This is a genomic window from Bartonella sp. W8122, assembly GCF_016102485.1.
Classification (GTDB): Bacteria; Pseudomonadota; Alphaproteobacteria; order Rhizobiales; family Rhizobiaceae; genus Bartonella; species Bartonella apihabitans.
Window position 1 is genome coordinate 1,300,833 of sequence record NZ_JACFOO010000001.1, and the last position, 15,099, is coordinate 1,315,931.

13 protein-coding genes are annotated in these 15,099 nt (G+C 45.6%); 12 read left to right on the top strand and 1 reads right to left on the bottom strand.

Going from position 1 to position 15,099, the window contains the following annotated elements:
• Position 1: 1 nt before the first annotated feature.
• Positions 2-1,891 (bottom strand): peptidyl-prolyl cis-trans isomerase, encoded by a 1,890-nt coding sequence (locus H3S83_RS05740; protein WP_198239157.1) that lies wholly within the window; start codon positions 1,889-1,891, stop codon positions 2-4.
• A 160-nt stretch (positions 1,892-2,051) separates the two neighbouring features.
• Here H3S83_RS05740 and tpiA point away from each other — a divergent pair, with 160 nt between their 5' ends.
• The 12 genes from tpiA to H3S83_RS05800 all read left to right on the top strand — a co-directional run bounded on the left by tpiA (position 2,052) and on the right by H3S83_RS05800 (position 15,077).
• Positions 2,052-2,816: a triose-phosphate isomerase gene (gene tpiA, locus H3S83_RS05745; RefSeq protein WP_077971085.1), complete on the top strand. Its 765-nt coding sequence runs from the start codon at positions 2,052-2,054 to the stop codon at positions 2,814-2,816.
• An 81-nt stretch (positions 2,817-2,897) separates the two neighbouring features.
• Entirely contained in the window at positions 2,898-3,407 is a 510-nt protein-coding gene (gene secG, locus H3S83_RS05750) for a preprotein translocase subunit SecG (RefSeq protein ID WP_198224874.1), read from the top strand.
• A gap of 593 nt (positions 3,408-4,000) precedes the next feature.
• Positions 4,001-4,633: a L,D-transpeptidase gene (locus tag H3S83_RS05755; protein WP_198224872.1), complete on the top strand. Its 633-nt coding sequence runs from the start codon at positions 4,001-4,003 to the stop codon at positions 4,631-4,633.
• Positions 4,634-4,885: 252 nt separating this feature from the next.
• Positions 4,886-6,514, top strand: a complete 1,629-nt coding sequence (locus H3S83_RS05760) for a CTP synthase (protein WP_077973499.1) — start codon at positions 4,886-4,888, stop codon at positions 6,512-6,514.
• 481 nt (positions 6,515-6,995) lie between these two features.
• Complete coding sequence (kdsA, locus tag H3S83_RS05765; RefSeq protein WP_198239158.1) at positions 6,996-7,829, top strand: 3-deoxy-8-phosphooctulonate synthase; 834 nt, start codon at positions 6,996-6,998, stop codon at positions 7,827-7,829.
• Between the two features lie 92 nt (positions 7,830-7,921).
• Complete coding sequence (gene eno, locus H3S83_RS05770) at positions 7,922-9,196, top strand: phosphopyruvate hydratase (protein ID WP_198239159.1); 1,275 nt, start codon at positions 7,922-7,924, stop codon at positions 9,194-9,196.
• A gap of 222 nt (positions 9,197-9,418) precedes the next feature.
• The gene (locus H3S83_RS05775; protein ID WP_198239160.1) at positions 9,419-9,829 is read left to right on the top strand and encodes a TM2 domain-containing protein; all 411 of its coding nucleotides are present in this window, start codon (positions 9,419-9,421) and stop codon (positions 9,827-9,829) included.
• Positions 9,830-10,125: 296 nt separating this feature from the next.
• Complete coding sequence (locus tag H3S83_RS05780; RefSeq protein WP_077991813.1) at positions 10,126-10,455, top strand: septum formation initiator family protein; 330 nt, start codon at positions 10,126-10,128, stop codon at positions 10,453-10,455.
• Between the two features lie 129 nt (positions 10,456-10,584).
• Positions 10,585-11,625 (top strand): pyruvate dehydrogenase (acetyl-transferring) E1 component subunit alpha, encoded by a 1,041-nt coding sequence (pdhA, locus tag H3S83_RS05785; RefSeq protein ID WP_077971101.1) that lies wholly within the window; start codon positions 10,585-10,587, stop codon positions 11,623-11,625.
• Positions 11,626-11,642: 17 nt separating this feature from the next.
• Positions 11,643-13,034: a pyruvate dehydrogenase complex E1 component subunit beta gene (locus H3S83_RS05790; RefSeq protein ID WP_198239161.1), complete on the top strand. Its 1,392-nt coding sequence runs from the start codon at positions 11,643-11,645 to the stop codon at positions 13,032-13,034.
• Positions 13,035-13,047: 13 nt separating this feature from the next.
• Complete coding sequence (locus H3S83_RS05795; protein WP_198239162.1) at positions 13,048-14,433, top strand: pyruvate dehydrogenase complex dihydrolipoamide acetyltransferase; 1,386 nt, start codon at positions 13,048-13,050, stop codon at positions 14,431-14,433.
• 2 nt (positions 14,434-14,435) lie between these two features.
• Positions 14,436-15,077 carry an SGNH/GDSL hydrolase family protein gene (locus H3S83_RS05800; protein ID WP_198239163.1) on the top strand — a complete coding sequence of 214 codons (642 nt, stop codon included), beginning with the start codon at positions 14,436-14,438 and terminating at the stop codon, positions 15,075-15,077.
• Positions 15,078-15,099: the final 22 nt, after the last annotated feature.

Consider the following 15,099-nt stretch of genomic DNA (forward strand, 5'->3'; position numbering starts at 1 on the left):
CTCACTGAAGGTTGTTGGTTATAGCTTTAAGATTCTCGACATTGTATTTGACAGGTGCTTTCGCATTGGCAAGTTCCAAAATTGCAAGACCGAGATCTGCTCCCACCATAGCATCGATATTGGCCTTTAGCTGAGGTTCGAGCGATTTGGGGTCGGTGTTCAAAGGTTGAACCGATTCTGTTACAAGATAAACAATCCGCTGGTCCTTATCAGCGGCCTTGGACACACCGCTATGCCCCTTGGGACCGGAGAAAGCCGCATTGATACCATCAGCTCCCAGAACTTCATCCGAACCACCACGTTTAAGACCGCGAACTGTCTTTTTCGTCACACCAAGCTCTCGAGCCAAATCATCGAGTGTTTTGTGATCTTTCAATTCCTGTTCCAGTTTTGACGCTTTCTCGTCGAGTAGTCTTTGTGTTTCCCCGGCTTTCCATAAAGCGACGACTTTATCTTTAACCTCATCCAGAGTTTGGTCACGGGAATCGACAATTTTGTCAACGCGATACCATAAGTAACCGCCGCCCTTGATCGCAATGGGATCAAGATCGGCTCCTTCTGTAGCCTGAAAGATATTATCAACGAGCATAGATTGTTGTGGTAAATCAGCTACTGCTTTTCCATCAGGCGCTTGGGCCTTTGAATCAATCGTAACCTTCCGCAAATCGAGTTTATATTGTTTTGCGAGCTCATCAAGCGACGCCCCTTCGAAACGGGCATTTTCAATGGCATCATGATTATCGCGCATAGCATTTGCGGCGTTTTCCTTGGCTAATCTATTGCGGATATCCGGTTCGGCTTTTTCCAATGGAGTAGGACCTTGCGGTGTAATTTTTACAACACGCATGATGACCGGTCCTTCAAGATCGTTGATGACATCACTGACCTTGTTTAATTCCAGTTCGAAAATGTCTCTTGCAATGGTCGACGAGAAACCGGTTTTTGCTGCGGGACCTTTGGTAATGTCTTCCAGTGTTTTATGTTCACTGCTGACCAGATCCTCGAAAGTCGTTCCATTACGGAGTTTGGCGGAAGCGTTGTCTGCTTCTTGTCTTGTTTTGAAGCGCAATATTTGAACCGTACGTTCCTCGGGTGACATGAAACGCGAAGCATTGCGGGTATAATAATCCTTGATTTCATCCTCGGAAATATCGGCAGGTTTAAGCAAGCTTTCCGGTGTCATTTCCATTAAAGTGACCTGACGATATTCCGGTGCGTGAAATTCGGCCTTATGGGCGTCAAACGATTTTTGCAATTGTTCGGAAGTGGGGTCTTTAATTTCGCCAATTTCTTTTTTCGTCACGAGAAGATAATCGACAGAGCGTGTTTCGTTGCGGTAATTCAGCAATGCCGAGTAAAATACGTCGGGCGCAGCCATGTCGTTGACTGCGGAATAGACAAGCTGGTTACGTTTCTCTTTACCGGCCAGGTAATCAATAAAATCAGCCTCGGGAAGCCCCTCTTGTTTGAGGTAGCTCAGAAAAATAGTGCGATCGAATTGCCCTTGCTGTTGAAAAAACCGGTCGGCGCCTATGGCACGGGCAATTCCATCTTTTGAAACGCCGATTTTCATCAACCGAACTTGCTCGTCGAGCAATACATCCTGCTGAAGCTGGCTAATCGCCATTTGCGGAAGACCATATTGCTTGGCTTCGGCTTCGGAAAGCAAACGTGGTAGCTGATTGGTGCTCGCAAAAAGCTTGATCTGATCTTGCAAAGCTAATCTGTAAGTATTGGTTTTGATTGTGGATTTTCCCGATGTGAACAAGTCATGTCCACTGGTTCTTCTTAATTCCGGCACTCCCCATAAAAGGACAAAGCATAGAACAAGCAGACCGAGGAAAACCTTGGCAATCCAAGAATTGACAGCACTTCGTATTGTATCAAGCATCGGCAAATTCCGTTTTAATTGGCTTCATTTAAGCAAAAAGCTCTGATAGGATGTGCAACAAAGGCGCACAATATGCAAGGTTTAACACTTGCTTTAGTGGTGTAATTTGTTAGTTAAGGCTATTAATGCGCTGTTTTAAGACTGTTATTGAGGAAAAATCATGACACCGAATGTTAGACCGCTCGTCGCAGGAAATTGGAAAATGAATGGCACTGGCGAATCTCTTGCCGAGTTGCGGGCAATTTCCGCTGGTGTTAATTCGGATCTTGGACGTTTATTCGAAGCATTAATTTGTGTACCGGCTACTTTGCTCTCCAGAGCCGCCGACAGTCTTGATGGCGAAAAACTTCTTCTCGGCGGGGAGGATTGCCACACAGCCGATTTTGGTGCCCATACCGGAGATATTTCCGCTCCCATGCTCAAAGAGGCCGGAGCGAGTTACGTCATTGTCGGCCATTCGGAAAGACGGAATGACCATCATGAAAGCAACGATCTTGTTCGGCAAAAAGCCGAAGCGGCGTGGCGAGCCGGTCTGGTTTCGATAATTTGTGTTGGTGAAAAACTTGAAGAACGCGAAAGCGGAAAGACGCTTGATGTCATTGAAAAACAATTGGCTGGTTCTGTACCCGATCATGCAACACCGCAAAATACCGTGATTGCCTACGAACCGGTTTGGGCAATTGGTACCGGTAAAACACCGACAGCTAAAGACGTTGGTGAAGTCCACGAATTTATGCGCAACAAGCTGGTTGCCCGTTTTGGACAATCGGGAAAACTCTTCCGTTTGCTTTATGGTGGTTCCGTCAAGCCTGATAATGCTGTCGAATTATTGGGCGTTCATAATGTCGACGGTGCGCTGGTCGGCGGAGCGAGCTTGAAAGCCAATGATTTTCTGGCAATTTGCGGCGCTTATCGGAAATTATAGTTGAAGATTTTTGTCTTGCCTCTTGGATTATGTAAAAATTACGTGTAAACAGCCGCGAACGGTAATAATAGAGCAGAGCTTATGCAGACAGTATTGATTGTCATTCATCTTTTAATTGTCATCGCACTTGTCGGCGTTGTATTGATACAGCGTTCCGAAGGCGGCGGCTTGGGCATTGGCGGTGGTTCCGGCTTTATGACAGCACGCGGCACAAAAAACGCGCTGACACGGCTGACGGCAATTCTTGCACTCTGCTTTTTTGCAACATCGATTGCTCTTGTAGTTTTGGATAGTGTTTCCAATCCTGCTGCCGATATTATCAATCGTATTCCTGCAAAGGATACAAAAGCTCCGACTCAAAATACACCGTCGACAACATCGGGACAGATACCGACAGGTGAAGGTCAAGCACCGGCAAATAATGCAAATCAGCCGGCAGGTTCTGACCAGTCTGGTGGTAAAGATCAGAAGAGTGGTCAAAGCACGACAACGCCGGATGCCCAGAAATCTTCCACAGATGGCAATAAATCAGCTCCGGTTATGGAAAATCCGGTGCCGCAGCAACAGGAAAATCCGGTTCCAAACAACTAAACGAGGGTTTGGTGTAGGAGTTTGATATTCCGATCAATTGGTTACAGAAAATAAAGGGCGGTTTTCGCCCTTTTGTTTTTTAAAACCGCTCAGTTGTCTTCTGTTGAATTTTCAGGACCAAAAAATTTTATAGAATAATTTTAAAATAGTTCGTTCGATCAATTAAATATCTTTTATTGCCGGATAAATTCTTCATCCCATCGGGAAATCGGTTTTAAGCTGTTCTGTCAGGCTAACCGAAGCAAGGGGAGTGTTATTTGAAAAAGAGCGGGCAGAACGGCAGGAAAACAAACAGAATTTCTATACAAAATTTTCTGTGTGGCATTTTGAATGTGGATTTTAATGTTGTTTGCTTTGGCAGTTGGCAGAGCGAAATATTACTTTGACAGATTTGCTTCGACCTAAACAAATGGAAAAAAATTCCAAACCTTAACAAAGTGTTGCATGACTGCCATAGCGGTCAATCAACTTTTATGGCGCTACTTGAAAAAGATTGAGGACAAACAAATTTGGTCGTATGAACAGCAGTTGTGTTGCTAAAACCGAATTTGTTGTAAAAACTCTCGAACTTTCATCGCGGAATTGAAGTTGAAATGATCCACCGTTTATTGATTGCCGGTTTGTCCGGCTTGTTTTTTTTGTCAGGTCATGCTGCCTTTTCAGAAGAAATTGCTGATAGCGATGATGCCGATAATGCGCAAGTCGCATCGGTTGCGCCCGTTGGACATATTCAGATACCAACTGTCAAAAGTTATAACGTACCGGAAAAATATCGTCCTCAGACCGTATCCTTTTCCGGCTATAAACCGGGGACGATTGTTATCGATCCCAAGAATTATTTCCTTTATCTGATCGAGACACCGACAACAGCAAGGCGTTACGGAATTGCTGTTGGTAAAATCGGGCTTCAGTTCAAAGGAACAGCCAATATTCGTTTTAAACGGGAATGGCCACGTTGGATTCCGACAAAAGATATGGTCAAGCGTAGTCCAGAGCATTATGCAAAATTTGCCAATGGTATGGATGGGGGCCCGGGAAATCCGCTCGGAGCACGTGCACTTTATCTCTGGCAGGGTAACAAAGACACCTATATTCGTATTCATGGGACAGTCCAGCCTTGGACAATCGGTTCTTCTGCTTCCAATGGTTGCTTCCGTATGATCAATGATGACGTTCTTGATCTTTATGATCGGGTCGATGTCGGTACAGAAGTTGTTGTGCTTTGAAACTGTAAAAAATCCATTCTTAATAGCCCCGTTTAATACGGGGCTTTTTGTTAATAAAAACAACGACTTAATGCTGAAAAACGAATCAGTTTTTCAAGTCTTGTCAGGCTTTTTAAGCTGAAAATCGGCAGAGAGCATAAAAATAGGGTCTTTTGGATAGCCCTTCGGGAATCGTAATTAAAAAGAAAAAATTGCGAAAAACCTAATTTTTTTCTGGAAGAATCATCAATGAACGGTTATCTCCATAAGCCCATGGCACGATATGTTTTTATTACTGGTGGCGTGGTTTCTTCCCTTGGAAAAGGCATTGCCGCAGCAGCTTTAGCTGCATTGTTACAGGCTCGCGGGTACCGTGTAAGGATCCGCAAGCTGGATCCTTATCTTAACGTTGATCCCGGCACAATGTCGCCTTATCAGCACGGAGAAGTCTTCGTGACCGATGACGGCGCCGAGACCGATCTTGATCTTGGGCATTACGAGCGTTTTACCGGTCGTTCGGCAAACAAGCAGGACAATATCACGACCGGCCGCATTTATCGAAATATCATCGAGCGTGAGCGGCGTGGCGATTATCTAGGCGCGACTGTGCAAGTCATTCCCCATGTTACCGATGAAATCAAAAATTTCATTATGGAAGGGAATGAGAATTACGATTTCGTTTTATGCGAGATTGGTGGCACGGTCGGCGATATCGAAGCAATGCCGTTTTTGGAAGCAATAAGGCAGCTTCATAATGAATTACCACCTCATACAACGGTCTATATGCATCTGACATTGATGCCCTATATTCCCGCTGCCGGAGAATTGAAAACCAAGCCGACACAACATTCGGTCCGTGAATTACAGTCTGTGGGTATTGCTCCGGACATATTACTTGTGCGTGCCGATCGCGCTATTCCGGAATCGGAACGGCGCAAACTTTCGCTCTTTTGTAACGTCCGTCCGTCAGCCGTGATTCAGGCGCTTGATGTCGATACGATTTATGACGTTCCGATCGCCTACCATCGTGAGGGGCTGGATTCGGAAGTTCTGGCTGCTTTCGGAATTGATCCGGCTCCGGAACCGAAAATGGATCGCTGGATCGAAATTAATCGTCGTCTTCACAATCCGGAAGGCGAAGTCACCATTGCTGTGGTCGGTAAATATACCGGCTTAAAAGATGCCTATAAATCTCTTAACGAGGCTTTAACCCATGGCGGTCTTGCCAATAAGGTCAAAGTCAATCTCGAGTGGATAGAATCGGAAATTTTCGAAAAAGAAGACCCAACGCCTTATCTCGAAAAAGTGCATGGCATTCTTGTTCCCGGCGCTTTCGGTGAACGTGGTGCCGAAGGCAAGATCATGGCCATTCGTTTTGCTCGCGAGCGTAAAGTTCCGTTTTTCGGTATATGCTTTGGTATGCAGATGGCCTGTATAGAGGCTGCCCGTAATCTCGGTGGCATCAAAAATGCTTCGTCGACCGAATTTGGTCCCACGGACGAGCCGGTCGTTGGTTTGATGACAGAATGGCTTAAAGGGAATGCTTTGGAAAAACGTGCTGAAAAGGGCAATCTCGGTGGCACAATGCGCCTTGGCGCTTATGAAGCAATCCTGAAAGAAGATAGTGCCATTGCAAAAATCTACGGAAAAACCGATATTTTCGAACGCCATCGCCATCGTTACGAGGTCAATATCGACTATAAAGAGCGGCTTGAAAATTGTGGTTTGATTTTCTCCGGCATGTCACCTGACGGTGTTTTGCCTGAGACAATTGAATATAAGGATCATCCATGGTTTATCGGGGTTCAATATCATCCCGAGCTGAAATCCCGTCCTTTCGAGCCTCATCCGCTTTTTGCCTCTTTTATAAAAGCAGCGATGGTACAAGGCAGATTGGTTTAACAAGGGCGATCGGTTTAATATCGTATTCGTTTTTGATATTTGAATTTTGCAAAGTTCCAACAGGGGCTTTGCAATTTTTTTGGTAGATAAATGATTTTGCGACTTGTTTGAATAATTTTGCGAGTTGTTTGATCAGTTAAATTTATTCAGGGATATAATGATTGCAGGGATATAGTGATTGTTTTTCCACTATAACGCTTTCATCAGGTCCGTGATTTTGGATTAATTACCGGCTTTTGGATTTTTTCTTTTCGGCTCAAAAAACCGGAACCGGATATCTTGATATTGAGCATTTCATTCTCGGTCACGGTTTTAAAAACATTCCGGATTGATGCGTTCTTTTATACTAAATTACTTACAGTAGATGATTGTTGCTTTTGAGCGGTATTTGAAAACAATCATATTGAATAGACTGTGTTTTTTAAGGTAAGGTCTGACAATCAGCAAAAATCATATGAAAATGATTAGATTAGAGGACTAGATGACGAAACCGAATAGCACTGTCTCTGTAGGAAATGTTGTATTTTCCAATAGTGCGCCGCTTTCAATTATTGCGGGGCCATGTCAAATGGAAAGCCGTGAACATGCATTTGATATGGCGGGTAAGATAAAAGAGATTGCAGAAAAACTGGGTATTGGTGTTGTTTATAAGTCGAGTTTTGACAAGGCCAATCGTACGTCTTTGAACAGCAAACGTGGCATCGGCCTTGAAAAGGCTATGGACGTTTTCGATGATTTGAAACGGGAATTCAATATTCCTGTACTGACGGATATTCATACAGAAGAACAATGTGCGCTTGTTGCTCCTCATGTTGATGTTTTACAAATTCCCGCATTTTTGTGTCGTCAAACCGATCTTCTTGTGGCGGCAGCAAAAACCGGCCGCGTTATCAATGTAAAAAAAGGTCAGTTTCTCGCCCCGTGGGATATGAAAAATGTTCTGGCCAAAATTACCGAGAGCGGAAATCCGAATGTTATGGCTTGTGAACGGGGTGTTTCGTTTGGTTATAATACGTTGATTTCGGATATGCGGGCACTGCCGATTATGGCACAATTCGGCTCGCCGGTCATTTTTGATGCCACCCATTCTGTCCAGCAACCCGGCGGGCAGGGCACATCCTCGGGAGGACAACGCGAATTTGTTGAAACGCTTGCCCGCGCGGCTGTGGCAGTCGGTGTTGCCGGTGTTTTTCTGGAAACACATCAGGATCCAGATCATGCTCCCTCTGATGGGCCGAATATGGTCAAGCTCGAAAATTTGCCGAATCTGTTGGAAACATTGATGGCGTTTGACCGGTTGGCAAAAAAGCTTTAATCGATTTTATGAGATGTTAGGTATTCCCTCGCAAAGAGAGTTTGTCTAATCATTAAAGAACTAACGAACCCTGATCGGGAAGGAAACGCGAGATGACTGCAATTGTAGATATTGTTGGCCGTGAAATTCTGGATAGTCGTGGCAATCCGACTGTCGAAGTTGATGTAGTTTTGGAAGATGGTGCATTTGGACGGGCAGCGGTGCCTTCCGGGGCTTCAACAGGTGCTCATGAAGCTGTCGAACTGCGCGATGGCGGTACACGTTATCAGGGTAAAGGCGTTGAAAAAGCGGTGAATGCAGTCAACGGGGAAATTCTTCAGGAAATTGGTGGTCTTGATGCGGAAGATCAAATAGCGATTGATGAGGCGATGATTGCGCTGGATGGTACAGCAAACAAGTCGCGCCTTGGTGCGAATGCAATTTTGGGAGTTTCTCTGGCAACTGCAAAAGCTGCCGCAAACTCTGCCGGTCTTCCTCTTTATCGCTATGTTGGCGGCACACAAGCCCATTTGATGCCGACACCGATGATGAATATTATAAATGGCGGTGTTCACGCTGACAATCCGATCGATTTTCAGGAATTCATGATTTTGCCGGTCGGTGCGCCTACAATCAAGGATGCTGTTCGTTACGGAGCCGAGATTTTTCATACATTGAAAAAGCGCTTGAAAGATGCCGGTCTTAACACCAATGTCGGTGACGAGGGCGGTTTTGCCCCCAATCTCAAGAGTGCCGAAGCCGCGCTCGAATTCATTGTCGAATCCATCAAGGCAGCCGGTTACAAGCCGGGCGAACAGGTCGCGCTCGGCCTTGATTGTGCATCATCGGAATTTTATAAAAACGGTTCCTATGTTTACACTGGCGAAGGCAAAACGCGCAGTGCTGAACAACAGGCAGATTATCTCGAAAAACTCATTAGCGATTTCCCGATTATCACAATCGAAGATGGTATGGCAGAAGACGATTGGGATGGTTGGAAAATTCTGACTGACCGGATCGGTAAAAAATGCCAACTCGTTGGAGATGATCTTTTCGTTACCAATTCTGCACGTTTACGCGACGGTATCAAAATGGGCGTCGCCAATTCGCTGCTGGTCAAAGTCAACCAGATTGGTACTTTAAGTGAAACACTTGATGCTGTCGAAACAGCTCATAAAGCCGGTTATACAGCAATTATGTCGCACCGCTCCGGTGAAACCGAAGATTCGACCATTGCCGATTTGGCTGTTGCCACCAATTGTGGGCAGATCAAGACCGGGTCTCTTGCCCGTTCAGACCGGCTTGCCAAATATAACCAGTTGATGCGAATCGAGGAAGAACTGGGCGGTCAGGCTCGCTATGCCGGTATTTCCGCTTTTCGTATCTGATTGAAGATTAGCAATATCAAAACTCTTTTTTGAAGAGCGGACTTCAGAGTCCGCTCTTTGTTGATTTTTGCATTAATTTTTATAACGGACTAGCTTTTTGAAACACGCAACATATTTAAACCAGTGGTCTGACCCCACAAAATAGCAATGTTTATCAAAAAGCAAAGTTGAATGCTCACTCAACCGAGGCACTTTGCTTTTTAAAAAAGATCAGGAGTTTTTATGCGCGGTTCGATTATAAGCTACACAATGAACAAAGGTCTTATCTCTGGAGCCGATAACAACCGTTACGAATTTACGCGGCTTGACTGGAGCGGACAAGGTGAACCGTCGGCCGGAATCAAGGTTGATTTTGTAACACAAGGGGCGATCGCCAAAAATATCTTTCCCTTAAGCATTGATAGCAAGCATTCGAAAGTCGTTATGGCAATCGTATGCTGGTTCTTCGGGATTTTCGGAGTTCATCGTTTTATGGTCGGAAAAATCGGTACTGGCGTGTTGATGCTTCTGCTCACGGTCACAGTTATCGGTTCGGTCATTTCGTTTATTTGGTCAATTATCGATTTTATTCTGATCCTTATGGGGAAATTCAAAGATAAAGACGGAAATCCGATCACAAGCGAATATCTTTGACTTGGAAATAATCACTGGAAAGGTCAACACCGGAAAACAGAAGTGAATATTTTTGGGATTATCTGTCAGGCAATGAACTTCGTGAAGTTTGTCTTTTGATGTGTCTGTACGAGACAAGTGGTCGAGATAGCATTGATTGAAATGTCTATAACGTTTATTTTTTAAAATGCCAAAAATCCAACCGGCAATAGCTTTTCTTCATTTTGTTTTCAGGAATTTGGTCTTCCGGTAATCTATCTTTAATAAAAATCATGCATCAATGATTTAAGTTCGATAGGGACAGAAATGCTGAAATGATGTGGACAAAACAGAAACGCAGATCAATCAAGGGGCGCTTTATATTGCCGCTTATGACGATTGGTGTGCTGAGCTATTTCGGCTACCACATTTATCACGGTGAATATGGTTTATATTCTCGTGTTAAAGTAGAACAACATATCGACAGCCTCAACAACGAGTTGAAATCGCTTGAAGAGCAGCGCAAAGGAATAGAAAAAAAGGTTTCGCTTTTAAAAGACGGTCATATAGAACGCGATATGCTTGATGAATATGCTCGCAAAAATCTTAATCTTTCGAAGCCGAATGAATTTGTTATTCTGACGGGTCAAGGCGATTTGTCAAAATAGCAAAATTCTGTTTATTTCCTAAAAAATAAATATATCAATACCTTACACGAATTTTTACAAACATTTATAGTGCTTGTAACTTTGGCGGGGAAAGCGTATTTTTTAAAACACCAATTAAGGGAGTTTAATATGGCAGCACGGGCTAAAAAAACTTCTGCGAAAAAAACGCAGACCGTATTAACCAATACCGCCAGATCACCTGAGCCGGCGGAATTCACCAAAGAAGAAGAACTTCAGTTTTATCACGATATGCTTTTAATCCGACGGTTTGAAGAAAAAGCCGGTCAGCTTTATGGCATGGGCGTTATTGGCGGCTTTTGTCACCTTTATATCGGACAAGAAGCGGTAGTCACCGGAACTGTCAAAGCAATAAAACAAGGCGATCAGGTGATCACTTCCTATCGTGATCATGGACATATGTTGGCAACAGGTATGAACCCTCGCGGTGTTATGGCTGAACTCGCCGGTCGCAAAGATGGCTTTTCCAAGGGGAAGGGCGGTTCGATGCATATGTTTTCCAAGGAAAAGAACTTTTTTGGCGGACATGGTATCGTCGGTGCGCAGGTTCCGATCGGAACAGGATTGGCTTTTTCCAATAAATATTTGGGACGCGATAATGTAACGCTTGTCTATTTCGGTGACGGCGCAGCCAATCAGGGCCAGGTCTATGAAAGCTTCAATATGGCTTCGCTTTGGAAACTTCCTGTCGTTTACGTTATCGAAAACAACCAATATGCCATGGGAACGGCAGTTTCCCGTGCTTCTGCCGAGACTGATTTTTCACGTCGTGGTTTGTCTTTTGAAATTCCCGGTTATGTTGTCGATGGTATGGATGTTTGTGCTGTAAAATCGGCAGCCGATGAGGCTGTTGCATGGGCACGTTCAGGCAAAGGCCCGATTATTCTCGACATGCAGACTTATCGTTATCGTGGTCACTCTATGTCGGATCCGGCCAAATATCGCACCAAAGAAGAGGTGGAAAAGGTCAAGACCGAACATGATCCGATCAATCAGGTGAAGAACCGCTGTATCAAAAAGGGTTGGGCAACAGAAGACGAATTGAAAGACATTGACAAAAAGGTTCGTGCTATCGTTGCAGATGCGGCAGATTTTGCTGAAAATGATCCCGAGCCGGATGTATCCGAGCTCTATACCGATGTTCTTCTTTAATAGCGAGGAAAGCGACTATGTCTATTGATATCTTGATGCCGGCGCTTTCGCCCACAATGGAAGAAGGCAAAATTTCAAAATGGCTTAAAAAGGAAGGCGATAAGGTCGAGGCCGGTGATGTGATTGCAGAAATCGAAACCGATAAAGCCACTATGGAAGTCGATGCAGCCGATGAAGGAACAATCGGCAAGATTCTTGTTCCTGAAGGAACAGCAGGTGTAAAGGTCAACACGCCTATTGCGGTTCTGCTTGAAGATGGTGAAACAGCGGCGGATATTAAAAATGCCGTTAATCCGGCAAAAGAGGCAGCACCAAAAGCACCGCAACCAGCTGCACCTGCCGCTCAGGCTCCCTCAAGCCCGGCAGCACCAAAGCCTGCAGAGCCGGTCGTTCAATCCGACCCCGATATTCCGGCAGGAACCGAAATGGTCAAAATGACCGTGCGCGAAGCCTTGAATCAGGCGCTCGCGGAAGAAATGCGTCGCGATGACAAGGTGTTCTTGATTGGTGAAGAAGTTGCACAATATCAAGGCGCTTATAAGGTCAGTCAGGGACTGCTTGATGAATTTGGCGCACGCCGTGTCATTGATACGCCGATTACCGAACAGGGGTTTGCCGGCCTTGGTGTCGGGGCAGCGTTCGGTGGCTTGCGTCCGGTTGTTGAATTCATGACATTCAACTTTGCCATGCAGGCAATCGACCAGATTGTGAATTCCGCCGCCAAGACACATTATATGTCCGGCGGACAGATGCATGCCCCTATGGTTTTCCGCGGTCCGAATGGTGCGGCTGCTCGTGTCGGTGCCCAGCATTCGCAATGCTATGCATCATGGTACAGTCATGTGCCTGGCTTGAAGGTTATCATGCCCTATACGGCTGCCGATGCCAAAGGGCTTCTCAAAGCTGCAATCCGCGATGACAATCCTGTCATTTTCCTTGAAAATGAATTGCTTTACGGCCATCAGTTCGACGTGCCAAAGCTTGATGATTTTGTTTTGCCAATCGGCAAAGCCCGCATCCATAAAGCCGGTAATGATGTAACAATCGTCGGCATGGGCATGGGGATGAATTACGCGGTTGAAGCACTGCCGGAATTCGAGAAACTCGGAATTGATGTCGAGTTGATAGATCTGAGAACTGTTCGTCCGATGGACTTGCCGACAATTATTGAATCGGTCAAGAAAACCGGTCGTTTGGTCACGATCGAAGAAGGCTTTCCGCAATCATCTGTCGGAACAGAAATTGCAACACGTGTAATGCAGCAGGCGTTTGATTATCTTGATGCGCCGATTGCTACGATTGCGGGCAAAGATGTTCCTATGCCTTATGCAGCCAACCTTGAAAAGCTTGCTTTGCCAAGTGTTGCCGAGGTTGTCGACGCCGTAAAATCTGTCACCTACAAAGCCTGAAGGAGAACGCAATATGGCTATAAAAATCACGATGCCGGCGCTTTCCCCGACAATGGAAGAAGGCACTTTGTCAAAGTGGGATATCAAAGTAGGTGACAAAGTCTCGCCCGGCGATACTGTTGCTGAAATTGAAACCGACAAGGCGACAATGGAAGTTGATGCTGCTGATGAAGGGACACTTGCAAAAATCGTTGTTCCGGCTGGAACACAAGGCGTAAAAGTGAATGCCTTGATCGGTATTCTCGCAGAAGACGGCGAAAGTGCCGAGGATGCTATAAAAGCGATTGAAGAGGAAGAAAAGAAACAGGCTCCGTCTTCTCCTGCACCGGCACAGCCAACAGCACCCGCTGCAACCCCGAAAGTAGACACTGCTCCCGTTCAACCCGCTGAGCCGTCTTCGGCTTCCAAACAAGCTACAACCACTTCTTTTGGAGCACCGGTTGCAGAAAAAGGTGGCCGTATATTTGCCTCGCCATTGGCACGGCGGCTTGCCAAACAAAACGGGCTTCAATTGTCGCTTATTTCAGGCACCGGGCCGCATGGTCGTATCATCAAACGTGATATCGATAGTGCTCTTGCCAACGGTACCGGCAAGGCCACTCGTAATGTGGAGCAGTCTGTACAGTCTTCTGTCTCGCTCGAAAGCTCGTCTTCAGACGAATTGACAATGAAGCTTTTCAATACCGATGAATATGAAATCGTGCCTCACGACGGTATGAGAAAGACTATTGCCAAGCGTCTCGTTGAATCCAAACATACAGTTCCGCATTTTTATGTAACAATTGATTGCGAGATCGATGCGTTGCTGAAATTGCGAGCCGAACTTAACGCGGCTGCGCCAATGGTTAGAAACGATGTTGGGGAAAAACCAGCCTATAAGCTTTCAGTCAATGATATGGTTATCAAAGCGACTGCATTGGCACTTAAAGCCGTTCCGGATGCCAATGTTTCCTGGCTTGATAGCGGCATGATGCGCCACAAATTTGTGGACGTGGGGGTCGCTGTTTCCATTCCGAATGGCTTGATTACTCCGATCATCAAACATGCTGAAGAAAAATCGCTTTCGACAATTTCCAATGCAATGAAAGATTTGGCAAAACGGGCGCGGGAACGCAAGTTGAAACCCGAGGAATATCAGGGCGGAACAACTGCGGTTTCCAATATGGGGATGTATGGTGTCAAGGATTTCTGCGCCATTATCAACCCGCCACATGCAACGATCTTTGCGATCGGTGCAGGTGAACAACGCGCTGTTGTTAAAAATGGTGCCTTGGCTATCGCAACGGTTATGTCGGTCACATTGTCGACCGACCATCGTGCAGTAGACGGAGCATTGGCAGCCGAGCTTGCACAAGCCTTCAAAAAGTTCATTGAAAACCCGATGAGCATGTTGGTGTAATAATGAAAAAAACTGTTCTGGCTTATGGAGATTCCCTGACATGGGGATTAAATCCGATAAACCAAACGCGTTACACCAACGAAATTCGTTGGCCGCCTGTGCTGGAACAGCAATTTAACGGCGCGATTGAAGTTGTCGAGGAGGCATTGTGCGGCCGCACAACCTGTTTTGATGATAAAACTTCAATCGACGACCGGAATGGTGCAGCAATCCTTCCGACAGTACTGGGCTCGAGACAGCCTCTTGATCTGGTGATCATGATGCTGGGCACCAATGACTTGAAAAAATTTGTTGCGGGTTCTGCTATTGCAGCAAGTTTGGGTATGAAACGGCTTATCAATATTGTCCGTTCCTATCCTTATATGTCGCAGACCGAACCGCCGGAAATTATTATTGTTTCTCCGCCTCATCTGGCGGAGACCGTCCATCCTTTAAGTGGCGAGTGTTTCAGTGGTGCTATTGAAGAATCCAAAAAGCTGTCGATTTTTTATTCGGATCTTGCTGACGAGATGGAATGTGCCTTCTTCGATGCTGCATCTGTCGCAGTCGCGTCACCGCTAGATGGCGTTCATCTTGACGAAAACAACACAAAAGCAATTGGCAAAGGGCTTCAACCATTGGTGCATGTCGTTCTCGGCCTTTAGTTCTATCTTTCCCCATGGAGGA